This window comes from Vallitalea sediminicola (genome assembly GCF_054408565.1).
The window spans coordinates 87,925-109,202 of record NZ_BTPT01000032.1 but is presented as its reverse complement, the minus strand read 5'-3'; the positions used below and the strand labels follow the sequence as shown (position 1 = coordinate 109,202).

The 21,278-nt window shown below is 28.8% G+C and carries 17 protein-coding genes; 15 read left to right on the top strand and 2 right to left on the bottom strand.

Annotated features, from left to right (window positions below; genetic code table 11):
* Positions 1-140 precede the first annotated feature (140 nt).
* The 6 genes from jag (at position 141) to ACX6CF_RS15040 (ending at position 6,657) form a co-directional block, all read left to right on the top strand.
* On the top strand, positions 141-770 hold the full coding sequence (jag, locus tag ACX6CF_RS15065; protein WP_458786168.1) for an RNA-binding cell elongation regulator Jag/EloR: 630 nt from the start codon (positions 141-143) through the stop codon (positions 768-770).
* A gap of 109 nt (positions 771-879) precedes the next feature.
* Entirely contained in the window at positions 880-2,262 is a 1,383-nt protein-coding gene (mnmE, locus tag ACX6CF_RS15060) for a tRNA uridine-5-carboxymethylaminomethyl(34) synthesis GTPase MnmE (protein WP_458786167.1), read from the top strand.
* A 111-nt stretch (positions 2,263-2,373) separates the two neighbouring features.
* On the top strand, positions 2,374-4,263 hold the full coding sequence (mnmG, locus tag ACX6CF_RS15055; protein ID WP_458786166.1) for a tRNA uridine-5-carboxymethylaminomethyl(34) synthesis enzyme MnmG: 1,890 nt from the start codon (positions 2,374-2,376) through the stop codon (positions 4,261-4,263).
* Between the two features lie 98 nt (positions 4,264-4,361).
* Positions 4,362-5,081 carry a 16S rRNA (guanine(527)-N(7))-methyltransferase RsmG gene (gene rsmG / locus ACX6CF_RS15050; protein WP_458786165.1) on the top strand — a complete coding sequence of 240 codons (720 nt, stop codon included), beginning with the start codon at positions 4,362-4,364 and terminating at the stop codon, positions 5,079-5,081.
* A 263-nt stretch (positions 5,082-5,344) separates the two neighbouring features.
* Positions 5,345-6,139, top strand: coding sequence for a nucleoid occlusion protein (noc, locus tag ACX6CF_RS15045; RefSeq protein ID WP_458786187.1), 795 nt, complete (start codon positions 5,345-5,347; stop codon positions 6,137-6,139).
* A 62-nt stretch (positions 6,140-6,201) separates the two neighbouring features.
* Positions 6,202-6,657, top strand: a complete 456-nt coding sequence (locus tag ACX6CF_RS15040) for a GNAT family N-acetyltransferase (protein ID WP_458786164.1) — start codon at positions 6,202-6,204, stop codon at positions 6,655-6,657.
* Between the two features lie 98 nt (positions 6,658-6,755).
* Here ACX6CF_RS15040 and ACX6CF_RS15035 read toward each other — a convergent pair whose 3' ends face one another.
* Positions 6,756-7,697, bottom strand: a complete 942-nt coding sequence (locus ACX6CF_RS15035; protein WP_458786163.1) for an alpha/beta fold hydrolase — start codon at positions 7,695-7,697, stop codon at positions 6,756-6,758.
* 559 nt (positions 7,698-8,256) lie between these two features.
* Between ACX6CF_RS15035 and ACX6CF_RS15030 the strand changes: the two genes are divergently transcribed.
* From ACX6CF_RS15030 to ACX6CF_RS14995, 8 genes are all read left to right on the top strand, one after another.
* The gene (locus tag ACX6CF_RS15030) at positions 8,257-9,423 is read left to right on the top strand and encodes a sensor histidine kinase (RefSeq protein WP_458786162.1); all 1,167 of its coding nucleotides are present in this window, start codon (positions 8,257-8,259) and stop codon (positions 9,421-9,423) included.
* Entirely contained in the window at positions 9,416-10,066 is a 651-nt protein-coding gene (locus ACX6CF_RS15025; RefSeq protein WP_458786161.1) for a response regulator, read from the top strand. Before ACX6CF_RS15030 ends, ACX6CF_RS15025 begins: the two co-directional genes overlap by 8 nt.
* A gap of 271 nt (positions 10,067-10,337) precedes the next feature.
* Positions 10,338-12,032 (top strand): arginine--tRNA ligase, encoded by a 1,695-nt coding sequence (gene argS, locus ACX6CF_RS15020; RefSeq protein WP_458786160.1) that lies wholly within the window; start codon positions 10,338-10,340, stop codon positions 12,030-12,032.
* 938 nt (positions 12,033-12,970) lie between these two features.
* The gene (locus tag ACX6CF_RS15015; RefSeq protein ID WP_458786159.1) at positions 12,971-13,741 is read left to right on the top strand and encodes a ParA family protein; all 771 of its coding nucleotides are present in this window, start codon (positions 12,971-12,973) and stop codon (positions 13,739-13,741) included.
* Positions 13,742-13,743: 2 nt separating this feature from the next.
* On the top strand, positions 13,744-14,625 hold the full coding sequence (locus ACX6CF_RS15010; RefSeq protein ID WP_458786158.1) for a ParB/RepB/Spo0J family partition protein: 882 nt from the start codon (positions 13,744-13,746) through the stop codon (positions 14,623-14,625).
* 7 nt (positions 14,626-14,632) lie between these two features.
* Positions 14,633-15,133, top strand: coding sequence for a DUF4446 family protein (locus tag ACX6CF_RS15005; RefSeq protein WP_458786157.1), 501 nt, complete (start codon positions 14,633-14,635; stop codon positions 15,131-15,133).
* An 82-nt stretch (positions 15,134-15,215) separates the two neighbouring features.
* Positions 15,216-15,506 (top strand): YkuS family protein, encoded by a 291-nt coding sequence (locus tag ACX6CF_RS15000; protein WP_458786156.1) that lies wholly within the window; start codon positions 15,216-15,218, stop codon positions 15,504-15,506.
* On the top strand, positions 15,503-16,309 hold the full coding sequence (locus ACX6CF_RS14995; protein ID WP_458786155.1) for a Cof-type HAD-IIB family hydrolase: 807 nt from the start codon (positions 15,503-15,505) through the stop codon (positions 16,307-16,309). Before ACX6CF_RS15000 ends, ACX6CF_RS14995 begins: the two co-directional genes overlap by 4 nt.
* Positions 16,310-16,438: 129 nt before the next feature.
* Here ACX6CF_RS14995 and adhE read toward each other — a convergent pair whose 3' ends face one another.
* Positions 16,439-19,054: a bifunctional acetaldehyde-CoA/alcohol dehydrogenase gene (gene adhE, locus ACX6CF_RS14990; protein ID WP_458786154.1), complete on the bottom strand. Its 2,616-nt coding sequence runs from the start codon at positions 19,052-19,054 to the stop codon at positions 16,439-16,441.
* A gap of 996 nt (positions 19,055-20,050) precedes the next feature.
* Between adhE and ACX6CF_RS14985 the strand changes: the two genes are divergently transcribed.
* Entirely contained in the window at positions 20,051-21,112 is a 1,062-nt protein-coding gene (locus ACX6CF_RS14985) for an HD-GYP domain-containing protein (RefSeq protein WP_458786153.1), read from the top strand.
* The last annotated feature ends 166 nt before the right edge of the window (positions 21,113-21,278 follow it).

The following is a 21,278-nucleotide window of genomic DNA, read 5'->3' as shown; positions in this document are numbered from 1 at the left end:
AACTCACTATAGTTTGTAATGTTTATAAAATCGATAGGTAAGCTTTATTATATATACAACTTTTATTTAGATAAAAAATTGAATTGTTTACATTTGTACAAAAAGTTGAATATATAAAATTTAAGGAGGAAAGTTCTAAAATGAATTTTGTTGAAAAGACAGGAAAAAACGTTAATGATGCTATAACTGAAGCATTAATCGAATTGGGGACAACAAGCGATAAAGTTAATGTTGAAGTTATCGATAAAGGAGCAACTGGTATACTTAGTTTGTTCAGTTCAAAATTAGCTAAGGTAAAAGTTACTAAAAAAATAAATTTATCTGATGTAGCTACTGATTTTTTAGAAAATATATTTAGAGTCATGGATCTAAAAGTTACTATAATAGGTCAGCTTAAAGAACAAAATCTGGATATTGAATTAAGTGGTCCGAGTATGGGTGTTCTTATAGGTAAAAGAGGACAAACATTGGATTCGCTACAATACTTAGTAAGTTTGGTAGTCAATAAGGAATCAGATAAGTATGTAAGAATTAAATTAGATACTGAAAATTATCGTGAAAGAAGAAAAGAGACTCTTGAGAATTTAGCTAAGAATTTATCTTATAAAGTAAGAAAAACAAATAGAAAATTTAGCCTAGAGCCTATGAATCCTTATGAAAGACGAATAATTCATTCAACATTGCAGAATGATAAATATGTAGATACTCATAGTGAGGGAGAAGAACCATTTAGAAAAGTAGTAATTACACCTAATAATTTCAAAAAGTAATAAAAGGGGGCCTAAGCTCCCGTCTTCATAAAGACCCAAGCTTACGAGCATGGGTTTTTTATCATTAGACACAGTAACTTGTGATATATACGTTAAAAGGAGTTTTGTTATGGTAAATAATACAATAGCAGCTATATCAACTTCATTATCTGCATCAGGTATAGGTATTATAAGAATAAGTGGAGAAGATGCTATTATCATTGCAGACAAATTATTTGTTTCAAAAAAAAATAAAAGATTAATAAAGGAAAAAACACATACAATTCATTATGGTAATATAATTGATCCTAATTCCGATGAAATAATTGACGAAGTGCTTGTATCCGTTATGAAAGAACCAAATACCTATACCAAAGAAGATATAATTGAGATTAATTGTCATGGCGGAGTTATAGTAATGCAAAAAATACTTCATATAGTTTTATCAAATGGAGCTAGATTGGCTGAACCCGGAGAATTTACTAAAAGAGCATTTTTGAATGGAAGAATGGATTTGTCTAGTGCTGAAGCGGTTATTGACATTATTAATGCAAAAACTAACCTATCCTTGGAAAGCTCTGTCAATCAATTAAAAGGCAATATCTACAGAGAAATAACAACCTTAAGAAGTAAGCTGTTAGAATTGATAGCACATATTGAAGCATCTATAGATTATCCAGAGTATGATTATGAAGAGTTAAGTGAAGATAAGGTATTAAACAATCTTGATGTAATAAATGAAAAAGTCAGTAAGCTTTTAAATTCAGCTGATGATGGTAAGATTATTAGAGAAGGCATTAAAACCGTAATAGTTGGTAAACCGAATGTTGGTAAGTCCTCTCTTATGAATGCATTATTAAATGAAGATAGAGCTATTGTAACTGATGTGGCAGGAACAACTAGAGATGTTCTAGAAGAGTATATGAATATAAAAGGGATTCCACTCAGAATAATTGATACAGCAGGAATTAGAAAGACAGAAGATATAGTTGAGAAGATAGGTGTTAATAAGTCAGAAGAGTTAGTTGAAGAGGCTGATTTGATTGTTATGATGTTGGATGCTTCAAGTGATTTAACGGAAGAAGATAGATATATTTTTAATTTGATTAAGGATAAGAAAACTATTATATTATTGAACAAGATTGATCTCCTCGTTAAAATAACTGAGGAATTTATTATTAAGGAAGTTAAGAATGCGTGCATTATACCTACATCGTTAAAGAATAAAAAGGGCTTAGATGATCTTCAAAAAGCTATAAAAGATATGTTTTTAATTGGAGATATTAATTTTAACGATAATTTGTATATAACCAATATACGTCATAAAGTATCTATTGAAAATGCAATAGAGAGTCTAAAAGCTGTTAAAGAATCAATAAAAATAGGAATGCCGGAGGACTGCTGGTCAATTGATCTAAAGAACTCTTATGATTATCTAGGAGAGATTACTGGGGATAGTGTTAGTGATGATATTATTCATCAAATATTTAGTCAGTTTTGTTTAGGTAAATAAGCATAGTGTATCTCAATAGCCTTAATAGGATATGTATTGAACTTATTGAGATGAGTGTAAAGATATTAAAGTTCAATATATATAGTAGTAATGTAAAAGGAGTTAATGTATATGAGTTATGTTGAAGGAAATTACGATGTAGCTGTTATAGGTGCTGGACATGCAGGCTGTGAAGCGGCTTTAGCTGCTGCTAGATTAGGGCTTGAAACGGTTATATTTTCGGTAAGCTTGGATAGTATAGCCATGATGCCATGTAATCCTAGTATAGGAGGAACATCTAAAGGACATTTGGTTCGTGAAATAGATGCTCTAGGTGGTGAAATGGGTAAAAATATAGATAAAACATATTTACAGTCAAGAATGTTGAATACAGGTAAAGGTCCTGCGGTTCATTCTCTAAGAGCGCAAGCAGATAAGTTTACCTATTCTAAGGAAATGAAAATAATTCTAGAAAATACTTCGCATTTAACAATTAAGCAAAGTGAAGTAACGGATATAGTTGTTGAAGATGATAAGATTGTGGGAGTAAAAACTATTTCTGATGCCCTATATAATAGTAAAACTGTGATAATTGCTAGTGGAACCTATTTAAAGGCACGTTGCATATACGGAGAGGTTAGTATAAATAGTGGTCCCAATGGACTTCTTGCTGCTAATTATCTTACTGATAGCTTAAAAAGTCTGGGAATCGAGATATATAGATTCAAAACAGGTACTCCTTCAAGAATAGATAAAAGTACAGTTGATTTTAATAAAATGGATGAACAAAAAGGTGACGAAAGAATTGTTCCTTTTTCATTCCTGAATACAGAAGAAGAAATTAAAAGAGATCAAATATCTTGTTGGTTAACTTATACTAATGCAGATACTCATAATATTATTAAGAAAAATCTTGATAGATCACCTCTTTACAGTGGAGTCATAGAAGGAACAGGTCCAAGATATTGTCCTTCAATTGAAGATAAGGTCGTTAGGTTTCAGGATAAAGAGAGGCATCAAGTTTTTCTAGAGCCAGAAGGTGAATATACTAATGAGATGTATGTTCAAGGGATGTCTAGCTCTCTTCCAGAAGATGTTCAGAAAGATATGTTAAGGACGCTTCCGGGGCTAGAAAAATGTGTTATCATGAGACCAGGGTATGCTATTGAATATGATTGTATAAATCCTATGCAACTAAATTCTACACTTGAATTTAAAAATATTTCAGGTCTATATAGTGCAGGACAATTTAATGGTAGTTCAGGATATGAAGAGGCAGCAGCCCAAGGACTTATAGCGGGTATTAATGCAAGTATGAAGATATTAGGAAAAGAACAGATTGTTTTAGATAGGTCCGATGCTTATATTGGAGTTCTTATTGATGATTTGGTTACCAAAGGTACTAATGAACCTTATAGAATGATGACGTCAAGGGCTGAGTATAGGTTACTCCTTAGACAGGATAATGCAGATATTAGATTATCGTCTATAGGACATAAGGTAGGTTTGATTTCTGATGAAAGATATAATGGTGTCATAGAAAAAGAAAAGAAAATAAATGAAGAAATAAATAGATTGAAAATTACTACTGTAGGAGCTAATAAAGATGTTAACAGCTTATTAGAAAAGTATAATAGTTCTACTTTACGTTCAGGTGTTACATTAGCAGAATTACTTAGACGCCCAGAGCTTAATTATGATATTTTGGTAGAGATTGATAAAGATAGAGCAGAGCTTGAGGTAGATGTAATTGAACAGGTTAATATTTCTTTGAAGTATGAGGGATATATAAGCCGTCAGCAGAAACAGGTTGCGCAGTTTAAGAAGTTAGAGAAAAAGTATTTACCAGAAGATTTGAATTACGAGGATATAAAAGGTCTTAGAATTGAGGCTATGCAAAAGCTTAATAGTGTTAAGCCAAGATCTATAGGTCAAGCGTCTCGTATATCAGGTGTATCACCAGCGGATATATCTGTATTATTAGTGTATCTTGAACAATTAAGAAGAAATTATAATTCTTAGGTTAATATATTGAACTTATTGAAATGGGTGAATAGATGTTTCGGTTCAATATATATACTAATGAAAGTTATAAACTATTTATAAGTTAGGATGATAATATGAGATATGATCATATACTAATAGAAGGTGCAGAAAAATTAGGTTTTAATTTGACAGATACTCAAGTTAAACAATTTAACAGATATTATGAATTGCTGATTGAATGGAATAATAAAATTAATCTTACGTCTATTGTGGATGAAAAAGAAGTTATTATCAAGCATTTTTTGGATAGCATAGCTATCAAAAAAGTTATGGATATAAGTGTATCCAAGAGTTTAATTGATTTAGGTACAGGGGCAGGGTTTCCAGGTATACCTCTAAAGATTGTATTTCCACATCTTAAAGTAACATTGGTTGATTCTCTTAATAAACGAGTAAATTTTTTATCAAATGTTATAGATGAACTGTCTCTTGAAGATGTGGATTGTATTCACTCAAGAGCTGAAGATCTAGGTAATACTGATATTTATAGAGAACAATTTGATTTATGTGTTTCAAGAGCGGTTGCTGATCTATCTATACTTAGTGAATATTGTATTCCATTTGTAAGATGTGGTGGTTATTTTATATCTTATAAATCTAGTAGAGCAAGTGATGAAATTGAGATGTCCAGAACTGCTATTGTTAGATTAGGAGGATATTTAGATGGAACGAAAAATGTAGAGATTCCTTTTTCAGAAATAGAGAGAACATTTGTTTCTGTTAAAAAGGACAAGATTACACCTAAAAAATATCCAAGAAAAGCTGGTAAACCTAAGAAAAATCCATTAAAGTAATTATATTTCCCAGGAAATAATTTTGATTTTGTTATGATATTTGATATAATATGAAAAGATAGTTCTATTAAACTTATAAAATCAAGGAAATTTTATTGAACTTATTGAAATAGTTATATAGATATTTAAGATCAATATATATGTTTATATTATTAATTAATAAAATTATAAGAATCAAAATTATAATAGCTCTTGATTCATAGGATGTTTATTAACATCTTAATATAAATAAATAACTAAAGAAGAGAGGAATAGTTTTGAGTATGATTAATGAATATAATGTGACCTTCATTTCTGTTAATAATATTAGACCTAATCCATATCAGCCTAGAAGAGTATTCGATAAATTAATGTTAGATGAATTAGCTAATTCAATAAAAGAATTTGGTATTATGCAACCTATTAGTGTTAGAAGAATTAATAATGAATATTATGAACTTATTGCTGGTGAACGAAGATTAAGAGCTAGTAAATTAGCTGGTTTTACAGAGATACCTGCAATTGTTATTGATGTAAATGATAAAGATAGTGCTGTCATAGCATTAGTAGAAAATTTACAAAGAGAAAATCTTAACTATATCGAAGAAGCAGAAGGGTATTATAATCTAATTAGTGATTATGATTTAACTCAGGATGAGGTTGCTAAACAAGTAGGTAAGAGTCAGTCTACTATAGCTAACAAATTAAGATTATTGAAATTAAGTAATAACGTGAAAAAAGTTTTGCTTGATAATAGCTTATCTGAGAGACATGCTAGAGCTTTATTAAAATTACCTAGTGAAGAGTTACAGATTAATATTCTTAATAAAGTAGTTGAACAATCTCTGAACGTTAAAAAAACTGAAGAGTTAATTGATAGAACATTAAATAGATTGATTGAACAAGTAAATAAAAAAGATAAAGCAAAAGTTAAAAGATATCTAAAAGATATTAGAATATTTACTAATACTATTAAACAGGCTGTTGATATGATGGAAAGCTCAGGTATTGATATTGATTATAAGGTAAAAGAGGTTGATGACTCTTATGAAATAAGTATAGTTATACCTATGAATTAGATACATATTATTTTTGAGTAAAAATAATTCTTTTATTATTATAGTGGAAGGTAGTGTTATTTATGATTAATGCTATATATATTAATGGAGATAAAGATATTGAAGACGCAATCTTTGTAAGGAATAAGGTTTTTGTAAATGAGCAAAATATAGATTATAGTATAGTTTTTGACAGCGATGATACAGAAGCTATACATGTAGTGGTATATGAAGGTAAAAGCCCTGTAGGGACAGGTAGAATGACTAATAAAGACAATGAATATCTTATAGGAAGAATTGCTGTATTAAAAGAAAAAAGAGGTAATTACTATGGAGATTTAATTGTTAGAATGTTGATTCAAAAAGGTTTTGATGTAGGAGCAGATTTTATTGAAGTCCATTCACAGTTACCAGCTGCTAATTTTTATAAAAAAATCGGATTCAGTGAATATGGAGAAGTATATCAAGAAGCTAATATTGATCATATTAGTATGAGATTGGAAAAAGGTAAGATGAAAAGAAAATGTAATTGTAAGTAATAATATAATAAAATTGCCTCCTTATAATTAATAGGGAGGCAATAAATATATACATAAATTTTAATCTTGTATATGCTTTTATAGATTAGATATAATGACTAGTTAAAATATATATTACATATATCTATTATAGCAGCAGGCTTCTCTAAATGAGGCAATAGTTTTGTATCATGTACATATGAATATTCTATAGCTGGATTTAGATTTAAATAGCTGTTGACAATATCTTCTGAGTTATCATTATCTCCAATCAAAACATAAATACTATTGTTAATATTTTCTATTGCATTGTTAATGGTGACATTTAAAAATTTACAACATTTTGATGCATATAGAAATTTATTGTTTGCTCCTTGAAGATGTGAAGCTTCATGATATATAGTTATATATCTATTTTTTACTAATTTTTTATTATAATATAGTCTTTTTCTATAATTAGCTCTTAAAATATATTTAGAACAAGCAATATTATATATTGTTGTACCTAATATAGGTGTTTCTAATATATATTTTAATAGTTTATCCTTTTTGCTAGGATTTTTTTGTAATGATGCAATATTAGCTGGGTTAATAAATAATAATTTGTTAAATATATCTGGATTTTGATAACAAGCCATTGTAACAAATGATGAACTAGAAGAAGAAGCAATCACATCTGTTTTTTCTTTTATGACTTCATTAATAAAATCAGATATTAATTGAACATATAAAAAAGCCGTATACGTAATTTTAGGTTTGTCTGATCTACCATAGCCAATTAAATCTATTGTATATACAGTATGATTTATTGAAAGATTTTTAACTATTTTCCTAAATTCATAATCGGAACTTCCCATATATAAACTATGAATCAATAGTATGGGTTTACCTTTTCCTTGAACGGTATAAAATAATTTACCAAATTTCCATTGATAATAATAACTATTACAGGAGAATAGATTATTCTTTATTGTAGAAGTTATGAATATTATTTTATTTATTAATGAGATTGTAATTAACGATATTAAAAAGTAAAATAGGTTTTTAGTATGTTTTTTCACTTGCTTTCTCCTTTCTATTATTTTACCTTATAGGAAAGTTTTGTTTTTAAGCATAGGATATAGAGTTTTTGATATGCGTTAAAAAAACTTGCCTATGGGACAAATCCGCTTTGCGGAGTGAGGCATAGCTATTTCTACTATTGTGTTAAACAAATTCATTATACCACATAATTATATAAGATAGAGTATAGAACTTTTTCATTATTATTATATAGGTATTACGTCTACTATCTATTATGTAGCAAATTAGGAAAAAATTCAATAGAATTATTTAGAATTTATAAAAACGTAATAGTTTGTTAAAATTTCTAACTAAATTACTGAAAATAGTAAGATTTTTTATTGTTATATAATAGAAAATATTACTATATATTATTATTAATATAAATTATGTAAAATATTACTAAATTTATATTAATTTTATATTCCTATTTACTGGAACATTTTAACTGCTAAGATAGTACTAATATACGTAATTTGCTTGTATTATAATATACTTTAATGATATAATAATGTATCTAAAAGTTTAGGTTATAATTTGTCAGTAGGTGTTAATAAAATGTATGAAAATGTAATGGAAAAATTAGATTCCATAATAGATGATACGAAAGAAATTATAAAAGAGAGAAATAAAGAAATTTATGAAATAAGTTCTTTTATAAAAAAAAGATATATAGAAATAGAGGATAAATTTATTGTTTTGAAAGATGAGGCTAATGATATTATTAATAATGTAGCAACGTTAGAGAAAAAGCTGAATCTTAGTAAGACAAAATTATCTATTATCAATAGGAATTGCCATCTATATACTGATGATGAAATCAAATCAGTACATAAAGAGATTGAAGATATAAAATGTAGTTTGACACTAGAATATGAAAAAGAAATGAATATAGTACACAAGAGAGATAATTTGGAAAATCAGCTTAAAACAATTAGGCAGATAGCCGAGAAATCTGATTATGTAAGTAGTAATTTGGATTTTGCTTATGATATTTTATCTGGTGAACTTAATCAAATCAATAATGAAGTTAACAATATGTATACAAAAGAAATATGGGGACTAAAAGTTATAAAAGCTCAGGAAGAGGAAAGATTAAGAATTTCTAGGGAAATGCACGATGGACCTTCACAAAACCTATCTAACCTTATTCTTAAGACTGAACTATGCATTAAATTATTAGATAAAGATATTGATAGAACTAGATTAGAATTACAGTCGCTCAAATCAATTATAAGAACAACCATTGATGAAACTAGAAGAATGATCTATAATCTTAGACCAATGGCGCTAGATGATCTTGGGTTAGTTCCTACGTTGGAGAGATTTATAGATAAAATTAGAAATGAAGTAAATTATGATATAACATTAGATGTAGTGAACGGGGAAGATAATGTTAATTCTACTATTTCTTTAACTTTATATAGAATTGTTCAAGAAGCAATAAATAATGCTAAAAAGCATTCTAATGCCACTACTGTTAATATTAAGCTTAACTATAATTCAGAATTTATTGAGTTAATGATAAATGATGATGGTGATGGCTTTGATATAAATAATGTAAAACTTAATATGGAAAATAATAGAGGGTTTGGTATCACTATGATGAGAGAAAGAACTAACTTATTAATGGGTGAATATAAGTTGAAATCTGAGAGGGGAATGGGTACAACAATCTATGTAAAGATACCTATTTTGGAAAGCAAGGAGGATATTAATGAATAACATTAAAATACTTATCGCAGACGACCATTCAATGGTTAGAGAGGGTCTTAAACAATTAATTGAGCTGGAAGATGATATAGAGGTTATTGACCAAGCTGGAGATGGGTCAGAGGCAATTCAAAAGATCATAGAGGGCAATCCAGATGTTGTATTGCTTGATATTAATATGCCGCGAATGAATGGATTAGAGGTCATAAAATATCTTAACGAAAATAATATTCCAACTAAAACCTTAATTTTGACTATTCATAATGAAGTAGAATATCTATACAAAGCATTTGAAATTGGTGTACAGGGGTATGTTCTAAAAGATTCTGAATCTGATGTTTTAATAAAAGCTATTAGGACAATATATAATGGTGAATCATATATACAGCCTAATATGGCATCTTTATTATTTAAACGAATGAATAATACTAGAGAAGAAAAAGAAGTAGGATTCAATAAGTTAACAAAAAGAGAAATTGAAGTTTTGAAACTTATAACTGAAGGTATGTTAAATAAAGAAATCGCTCATAATCTATGTATTAGTGAAAAAACTGTAAAAAATCACGTGTCAAATATTTTCAAAAAAATTAATGTATCTGATAGAACACAAGCTGCAGTATACGCGATTAAAAATAATATTGTAGATATTTTTTAATCATAATCAATATGTAATTTAGACTTTTTTCATGAAGGTAAAGAGAAAGTCTAAATTAGTTATTGTAAGTAACTTAATAAGCCTTAATACTAGACAAATAGGTTTATTTAATGTATAATTTTTATAATTCACTTATTGTACTCTCGTCTTCAGTGGACGAGAGTTTTTAATAATGTATAAGAAATTAGTATTTTATGATTGAATAAATTATTGAACTGTTGATATATTATATTTTATGGTTGATTATAATCTTATGAAAGGAAGTTATGTAATGGAGTTTAAAAAGGTTATTGTTGAGTTGTTATCTGAAATTATTTCTGATCTCCCTGAAAAAGAAATTGATGAATTAATTGAAATTCCTTCTAATTCTGAAATGGGGGATTTTGCTTTTCCTTGTTTCAAATTAGCTAAAATTTTTAGAAAAGCACCAAATATGATTGCTAGTGAGATTGGTGAAAGAATTGGTTCTTCTGATTATTTTACTGATATAAAAATCGTGGGTGCATATGTCAATTTTTATGTAAATAAGAAAAAATATGTAGAAAGTGTTTTAGCTAATAGGGATAATCTGGATGGTAAATTAGACTGTGGTAAAGGAAAAACCATTGTATTAGATTATTCGTCACCTAATATAGCTAAACCGTTTCATATTGGACATTTAAGAACAACAATTATTGGTAATGCATTATATAATATCCATGAACATCTTGGATATAAATGTGTTGGTATCAATCATTTAGGTGATTGGGGTACTCAATTCGGTAAACTTATAGTTGCATATAAATTATGGGGCTCAAAAGAAAGAATTGAAGAAGATGGTATTAATGAGTTAACTAATATTTATGTTAAGTTTCATGAAGAGGCTGAGAAAAATCCACAGCTGGATGATGATGCTAGAGCTTGGTTCACTAAAATGGAAAATGGTGATGAAGAAGCTTTAGAACTATGGCAATGGTTTAAAGATATTAGTTTGAAAGAATTTAATAGAATATATGAAATGTTAGATATGAAATTTGACTCTTATGCCGGTGAAAGTTTTTATAATGATAAAATGAATGATATTATAAAGGAATTAGATGATAAGGGCCTTACTAAGGTTAGTGAAGGTGCTAAGATTGTTGAATTAGAAGATGAGAATATGCCACCGTGTCTAATTACTAAAAAAGATGGTAGTAGTCTATATGCAACACGAGATATTACAGCTGCTGTTTATAGAATGAAAACCTATGATTTTGAAAAATGTATATATGTTACAGCATTTGATCAAAATCTACATTTTGCTCAATGGTTTAAGGTTATTGATAAAATGGGATATGATTGGCATGATAAGTTGATACATGTACCTTATGGTTTAGTTAGTATGGAGTCAGGTAAATTATCAACTAGAAAAGGTAAGGTTATTTATCTTGAGGAGTTGTTAAATGAGTCTATTGAGAAGACTAAGCAAATTATTGAAGTGAAGAACCCAAATCTTGCAGATAAGGAAAATGTAGCCAAGATAGTTGGTATTGGTGCTATTTTATTTAATGATATGTTTAATAACAGAATTAAGGATGTAGTATTCTCTTGGGATAAAGTTCTTAATTTTGAAGGGGAGACAGGACCTTATGTTCAGTATACTTATGCTAGAGCTTCTAGTGTACTGAGAAAAGTTGAGTATAATAGTAGTGAAGGTAAAAATATTAATTATGATTTACTTGCAGATGATTTAGCATTTAATGTAGTTAAAACTTTACAAAGATTTCAAGGTGTCGTAGCTGATGCAGCTAAGAAGTTGGAACCATCATTTATTTCTAGGTATGTTATTGATTTGGCGCAAGAGTTTAATAGATTTTATCATAATTGTCCTATTATAACTGATGATATGGAATTAAGAAATGCTAGGTTAGAGATTGTAAGTTGTGTTAGGGATGTTATTAAGAAGTCATTGAGTTTGTTAGGGATTAAAGCACCTGAACAGATGTAAGTTATAGCTTTAAAAACAGTGTTGAGTATGATTCTTAGGTACCTATGGTTAAGTTTATTGTTTGATAAATTTGGCTGTAGGTTTTTTTGTTTCACGTGAAACAGTTAGGAGAGTAAAAATGGCTAAACGGAAATATGCGTAGTAATAACTAGTTATTACATCTAAATTGGTGTAGTGAGTAATAGAATTGAGTTCTTTGAGTGGTTGGGGTAATGTGGGTAATAGATAGGGGAAGTGAAATGTAAATAGCTGAATGTTGTTGTTTCACGTGAAACAGTTAGGAGAGTAAAAATGGCTAAACGGAAATATGCGTAGTAATAACTAGTTAGTTTTACTGCGCCTTACTCCAAGGATCGGTCTGCGTAAAACTAACTAGTTATTACATCTAAATTTGGTGTAGTGAGTAATAGAATTGAGTTCTTTGAGTGGTTACAATAAAGGGGATAGTAGATAAGGGGATAGTAGATAAGGGGAAGAAAAGTGTAAATAATTGAATAATATATTGTTTCACGTGAAACATCATAAAGAACATATAATTGAGCTCAGTGGTGATTTACTAATATATGAATATAATAGTTATATGAATTTAATTAAAAACTAGAATGATTTCAACTAATATTACTACTACTCGTTACTGCATGTGATAAATAGTTAGTTTTACGAAGACCGATCCTTGGAGTAAGGCAAAGTAAAATTAACTATTTATCACTACGTAAACTCCCGTGTAGCCCCTTAATATCAATAAATATCTTTTAGCCATTTATCTCTAAAAATAAGAATATAACAAAAAAACATTAAACACTAACTAAATTTTAAAAATTAATTCTAGATTTCACCATCAGTTATCCAAATTTTAACTAAATATATCTGAAAAAATAGATTTAGAAAAACTATTGTGATATAATTAATAAAACGATATCTGAAAGAAGGGAATAATAATGGGAAGAATAATAGCTGTTGCTAACCAAAAAGGTGGTGTTGGTAAAACAACTACATCTGTAAATTTATCTGCTTGCCTTGCCGAAAAAGGTAAAAAAGTACTTACTCTAGATATTGATCCCCAAGGGAATACTACTAGAGGTTTAGGAATAGATAAGAGGAAGTTAAAGAATACTACATATGAATTGCTTTTAGGACAAGCGCCGTTGAAAAAATGTATAATTAAGAATGTATTTAAGAATATATCCCTTTTGCCTGCTGATGTTGATTTAGCTGGAGCAGAGATAGAGTTGATTGGAATGGATGAGAATAGTTTTATATTAAAAAAGCAAATCGAACAAGTAAGAGATAATTATGACTATATAATTATTGATTGTCCTCCATCATTGAGTACTTTAACAGTTAATGCCTTAACTACGGCGGATACGGTTTTAGTGCCTATACAGTGTGAATTTTTCGCTTTAGAGGGATTATCACAGCTTATGTATACCATTAACTTGGTTAAGAAGAGATTAAATCCTAGTCTTGAGATTGAAGGGGTAGTATTTACAATGTATGATGCAAGGACTAATTTGTCTATACAGGTAGTGGATGAAGTTAAGAAAGAGTTAAAAAGAACAAATATTTATAAAACAATAATACCAAGAAATGTTAGATTAGGAGAAGCACCAAGTCATGGAATACCAATCAATCTATATGATTCTAATTCAAAAGGTGCCGAAAGTTATAGGTTATTAGCAGATGAAGTGATAAATAGAAAGGATGTTTAAAAATGGCAGCGGTAAAAAGAGGGTTAGGAAAAGGTCTATCTGCTCTTATTACAGATGATCTTGAACAAGAAATCACTGATAAAAACAAAGGGATAGTTAAGATAAAAATTAATGAAGTTGGTCCTAATAAAGAACAACCAAGAAAAAAATTTGATGAAGATTTATTACAAGAATTATCTGATTCAATTAAGCAATATGGGATTATTTCCCCTTTAATAGTTATTAAGAAGAACAAATATTATGAGATAGTAGCTGGCGAAAGAAGATGGAGAGCTGCTAAATTAGCTGGATTGAAGGAAGTACCCGTAATAATAAAAGGATATACACCTAGAGAAAAACTAGAAGTATCACTTATTGAAAATATTCAGAGAGAAAATCTTAATCCTATAGAAGAGGCGTTTGCTTATCAAAAGTTAATAAATGATTTTAAATTGAAGCAAGATGATGTTGCTGAAAAGGTTTCTAAAAGCCGTTCTGCGATAGCTAACTCTATGCGATTGTTAAATCTGGATGAGCGAGTACAGAGAATGATAGTTGATGAAATGATTTCTAGTGGACATGCACGAACATTATTGGCTATAAAAGATGATGAAATTCAATATAACATTGCAAATAAGATTTTTGACGAAAAGTTAAGTGTAAGAGATACAGAAAAACTTATTAAAAGTATTATAAAACCTAAGATTCCTAAAAAAGAATCACCAAATGAAGAAGCTTTAACCACTATTTATAAGGATTTGGAGGATAGATTCAAAGAGATTTTTGGAACTAAAGTTACTATAAATCGAAAGAACAAGAAAAAAGGTAAAATAGAGATTGAATATTACTCAGATGATGAGTTAGAAAGATTAATTGAGTTGATTAATTCAATCAAGGAAGGATAATTATAAAATGGAAATGGTAAGTTATTATATTTCTAATAATGTTGAGTTAGTAATATTAATACTATGTAGTATAACATTATTATTGGTTATATTTTTAATCATTAACTCTATTAGAATAAAGAAGTGGAAAAATAAGTATTATCAATTTATGAATTCAAAAGAAGATTTTAACATTGAAGAAGTTTTACAGAAAAACATTAAAAATATAGAGGTTATGAAAAATACTCTACACCAGCAAAAAATTAATATTAACGAATTGGAAAAACATGTAAAAAAATCAATGGAAAAAGTGGCTATTGTGAAATATAATGCATTTGAAAATATGGGGGGCAAATTAAGTTTTGTTTTAGCATTATTGAATCAAGAGAATAGTGGTATATTATTAAATGGTCTACACAGTAGAGATGGTTGTTATATGTACGTAAAAGAGATAATAGATGGTAAATGCGATAAAGTGCTTTCTGAGGAAGAAAAATCAGCACTAGAAAAAGCAATGGTTTGTAAGTGATATAATAATGAGGTTTTTTGTTTTTAATATTATATTTTAGCAACTCTTGGTAATACTATTATTATTACTAGGAGGTGTTCTAATGATCATATTAGTACAAGATGGATTGGAAAATATTGAAAATTATTTAATAGGAAGAGGATATAAAGCGATTCATGGGAATAATACTACGAAATCTCATGATATATATGTATATTCTAGCTCTTCCTATAGAGGATTATATAATGAAATTTTTAGTAATGATATGTATAATTCAACAACAACAAATAATGTATTAATGATTAATGCTAATAATAAGTCTTATGCAGAAATAGAGGATATAATCAATAGTAGAAAATATAGCAACCTATTTGAAAGTGAGGGTTTTTTTTGAAATACAAAATGTTAGTACTTGATATGGATGACACTCTTCTAGATGATGATTTGCAAGTATCTGTAGACAATATTAAAGCTCTACAGGAAGCAAATAAAAAAGGAATAATAATAACTATCTGTTCTGGTAGAGTAAGTAAATCTATTATAAACATACTAAAGGAACTTGGAATTGCAAATGATAATGATTATTATATATCATATAATGGTGCTGTTATTAATAATCTAAAGGGTAATAATATTTTTTATGAGCCACTACCAAAAGACATAATCCCTGAATTGATTGATATAGGGAGAGAATATGGAGTAGACATTCAACTTTATAATAAAGAGGGTGTAATTGTAGAACAAGTTACTTCAAGAACAAAAACTTACCAAGGACTTAGTGATATAGCAGCGGATGTTGTAAATGATCTTAAAATATATGATAAATCAATTAAAATATTGTATAATTATGATGATATTAATTTATTAGAAAAAATGCATGAACATATCGTAGAGTTATATGATGATAGAGTTAATGTGTTTTTCTCAAAACCTACATATTTGGAAGTCTTGAATAAGAAAGCAAATAAAGGGATAGCATTAGAATACCTTGCCAATTATTTACATATAAATAAGGAAGAAATAATAGCTGTAGGGGATAGCTTTAATGATGAGTATATGATTAAGTATGCTGGAATGGGTGTAGCAGTATGTAATGCCAGAGAAGAAATAAAAGAGATGGCGAATTATGTAACAAAATGCAATAATAATGAAAGTGGAGTTGCAGAGGTAATAAATAGGTTCATATTAAATAAATAATTTCAATATATATAGTAACTAAAAAATATTTTATAGCCTCTAATATTATCTATAAAGATATTTTTGAAACCAAAAAGAAGGGAAATGGCGCCCTTCTTTTTGGTTTTGCTATTCATTTACATTATATATTTATTTTCCGTAGTAAGCTTTTTTATATAAATTAACTAATTCTTTTACTAGAGGTAATCTTGGATTAGCAGTTGTACATTGATCTTCGAATGCTCTATCTGCTAAGTAATCTACTCTACTTAAGAAATCTTTTTCATCTACACCGAATTCCTTTATTGTAGTCTTAACCTTAAGCTCTTTCATAAGCTTCCTAACTGCACTAGCTAGTGATTTAACTCCTTCTTCAGGTGTTTTACAAGGTAAGTTAAGATGTTTAGCTATCTCAGCGTATTTTTCTGGTGCAATGAATTTTTCATATTTAGGGAATGATGCAAATTTTGTTGGTGTTGTACTTCCGTTATATTCAATTGTAAATGGTAATAATATAGCATTAGCAGCACCGTGTGGTATATGGAATTCTCCTCCTAATTTATGAGCCATTGAGTGGTTAACTCCTAGGAATGCATTTGTAAATGCCATACCAGCCATACATGAAGCGTTATGCATCTTTTCTCTAGCAACGGCATCATTACCGTTTTTGTAGGCTCTTGGTAAGTATTCAAATACTAATTCTGCAGCTTTTAAGGCAAGTGCATCTGTATAATCAGAAGCTAAAACAGAAACATAAGCTTCTAAAGCATGTGTCAATACATCAAGGCCAGTATTAGCTGTTACACTGGCAGGTACTGACATTACGAAATCAGGGTCAATTATTGCTACGTCTGGAGTTAATTCATAATCTGCAAGAGGATACTTGATTCCTTTTTCTTTATCAGTAATAACTGCAAATGAAGTTACTTCTGATCCTGTACCAGATGTAGTAGGTATAGCTACAAATTTAGATTTATTACCCATAGTTGGGAATTTGTAAACACGTTTTCTTATATCCATAAATTTGAGAGCCATATCGCTGAATTTAGCTTCAGGATGTTCGTAGAATAACCACATTCCTTTTGCTGCATCCATAGCTGAACCACCACCTAATGCGATAATAACATCAGGATCAAATTTCTTCATCATTTCTGCACCTTTTTTAACTGTTTCAATAGATGGGTCTGGTTCAACATCAGTAAATAATTCACAATGTATATTATCAGCTCTATTTCTTAAATGGTAAAGTACCTTGTCAACATATCCGAATTTTACCATGAAAGGGTCAGTAACGATAAAAGCTTTTTTAATATTTTGCATTTTACTTAGATATTGTACTGATCCTGGCTCAAAGTATATTTTTTCTGGAATCTTAAACCATTGCATATTCACTCTTCTATTCGCCACTCTTTTCTTGTTGATTAGATTAACTGCTGTTACGTTTGATGTTGTTGAGTTTCTTCCGTAAGAACCACAACCTAATGTAAGAGATGGCATATTAGTATTATAAATATCTCCAATTGCTCCATGAGTAGAAGGAGAGTTAATAATAATACGTCCAGTTTTCAATCTGGAAGAGAATTGCTTAATTACTTCATCATCGTTAGAGTGTATAACTGATGAGTGGCCAAGACCACCAATCTCTACCATTTTTTCACATAAATCAATACCTTCTTTAGCATCTTTAGCTTTTATTATAGCTAATACAGGAGATAATTTTTCCTTTGATAATGGGTACTCATGTCCAACTCCATCAAGCTCACAACATAAAACTTTTGTATCTTCTGGGATAGTTATATTAGCTAATCTAGCAATTTCTACAGGTGCTTTACCTACTATGGCTGGATTAACAGCACCTTTTTCAAGGTTCATGACAACACTTTCTAAGCGTTTAGTTTCTTCTCTAGTTGTAAAATAACAATTTTGTTTTTTCATATAATCTGTTACTTGTTTATATATAGGTTCTTCTATAATTGCGCCTTGTTCAGATGCACAAATCATTCCGTTATCAAATGCTTTTGATAATATTAAATCAGTTGCAGATCTTTCTACATCTGCTGTTTTTTCTATAAAACATGGTACGTTACCTGGTCCAACACCAAGGGCAGGTTTTCCAGTTGAATAAGCTGACTTAACCATTCCAGATCCACCAGTGGCAAGTACTAATGCAACTCCAGCATGGTTCATTAATGTATTAGTGGCTTCTAATGAAGGCAATTCAATCCATTGTATACAATTTTTTGGAGCACCAGCTTTTATTGCTGCATCTCTAACAATTCTTGCTGCTTCAGAAGAACACTTTTGAGCTGAAGGATGAAATGCAAAGATGATTGGATTTCTTGCTTTTGCAGAAATAATAGCTTTGAATAATGTTGTTGAAGTCGGGTTAGTAACAGGAGTTACTCCAGCAACGACACCAACAGGTTCTGCAACTTCCATATAGTCTTCTTCTTTGTTTAAATTAATGATACCTACAGTTTTTTCATATTTGATACTATGATAAATATATTCTGTCGCAAACATGTTCTTAGTTATTTTATCTTCGTATACACCTCTACCAGTTTCGTCAACTGCGAGTTTAGCTAAATACATATGTTTATCTAATCCTGCGAGTGACATTTCTTTAACAATGTTATCTACCTGTTCTTGGTTAAGTTGCATATATTCATCTAATGCTGTTGTAGCATTTGCAACTAATTCATCAATCATTTTTGGTACATCAACATTTGCTTTATCATTAGTTTTAGTGACTTTAGTGTTTGCCATAATTATATACCTCCTAAATATTTTTTATTAATTAGTTTTCCCTATTTTGTAATTATAATGCGATATGTGATCGCTTAGTAAATAGATTCTATAAAATAAAATGTTAAATTATTAACAATGTTTCGCAAAAATTATTACACTGATATAATAGCAAATTGATAATATTTTGTCAATAACAAATAAAAATATACACAAATAAAAATATACAATTTAACTATAAATACTGTATACAAGACGGCAAAATTAACATATAAAAACAATAATTTTGGCTATATTATATAAATATGCACCACAACCATCTAGTAATAGTACGATGCATAGTAAGCGACAATATAAAATATAATTAAAAATAGTTAAATTTATAACAATAAACTACGATTTAGAAAACTTATTAAAGTAGTTAAATCATAGATATAAAATAACCATTAAAGTAATTTGCTTAATAAAAATAACTACTATTATATAGGTAAAGATTTAATTAAGATTATAGATTTTGTTATGATATCATAGTATATATAATTAGATAAAAATTCGAATTTCTCTTTTTTATGTAGATTTGTATATTAAAAAAGAACTATTTTACTTCTTTTTGATAGTTAAAATTAAGATACTAGGTATATGCTACTAATATAAAAAATAACCTGCGTTTCAGGGGGGGAATAAAACGCAGGTTGAGGGGGGTATTAGATGATGTACCATATTATTGAGGCTTATTTCCTAAACCAAAATCCTCATAAATTAATTATTGTAAATAAATGGTACATTAATAATGATTTCCATTATAAGTCTTTTTATTCATTTATTTCATTTTTAATTGAAGATACTAATAAAAAATGATATGATTATATCAACTGTAAAGAGATTTTTGATAACGAATAATGATGATGAATAAAATAATTATCTTTAGAGGCTTAGTTAATAATATTATGATTTCGGCTTACTGAATAATAAGTAATGAATGTAGAGATTTTTTAGCCGTTCTATAGGTGGGATGTAATGAGAAGAGTACTAATAGACAATTTAAAAGGTAATGAAAGGGTAGCGCGACCAGTTTATTCATTAAATGGTAGCTTTCTGTTATCTAAGGGGATTCATATTAAGAAATCTTATATTGTTCGTTTAAGAGAGCTAGGAGTAGATTATATCTACATAGAGGATGAACTATCTGAAGGTGTTGAATTAAAGGATTTTATCGAAGAAAAGACAAGAGCAAATTGTAAAAAAGAAGTTAAAAAGGTATTAGAGAATTATAGCACTCAAGGGCATTTAGAATTAACGAATATTGTATCAGCAGCCCAGGACATTGTAGAGGATGTATTATCCCAGCGTAATATCATTGTTAATCTAGTCGATATTAGGCGGAAAGATGAATATACATATGCGCATTCTGTTAATGTCTGCGCTTTAGCCGTTTTGTTATCAATAAAATTAGGTTATAACAAAAATAGGGTTAAAGATATAGCTATTGGTGCCTTATTACATGATCTAGGTAAAGTTCTAATACCAGAAGAAATCCTTAATAAACCTGGTAAGTTAAACGAAAAAGAATATGAAATAGTTAAACAACATGTAATTTATGGATATGAAGCAATAAGTGAAGCTTCATGGATAAGTTCTATATCTAAAGTAATAATATTAACTCATCATGAAAATATCGATGGTTCGGGATATCCTTTTGGTTGGAGTGGCAATAAAATTAATAGTGCAACTAAAATTATTTCTATATGTAATGTATTTGATTCTATGGTAACTAAAAAACCTTATAGAGAAGCTTATAAAATATATGAAGTAATTGAATTTCTTATAGCAAATAAAGGAAAATTATTTGATGAAGAAATTGTAGATGAATTTATTAAGTACATAGCTGTATATCCTTCTGGTATGGGTATCATAACTAATGAAGGGAAAAAAGGGATTGTTCTAAAACAAAATAATGGTTTTCCTTCAAGACCTGTTATAAGAATTCTAGAAGATGAAAATGGAAAATATGATGAGTGGGTTGAAATTGACTTGTTGGAGAATAAAAAACTATTTATTGTAGATACTTATGAAATATAGATAAAAATAATTTAGGTTGAAAAGAAACATAATATATATTATAATTAGTTAAAATAGTTTTGTGCTATGATGGAAGCTAAGATTAAGGTAGTTTTTCAAGAGAGTCAGAGATGGTGAGAACTGACAAAACGAAATGATCCCTCCACTTCCGGAGTACCTAGCGATG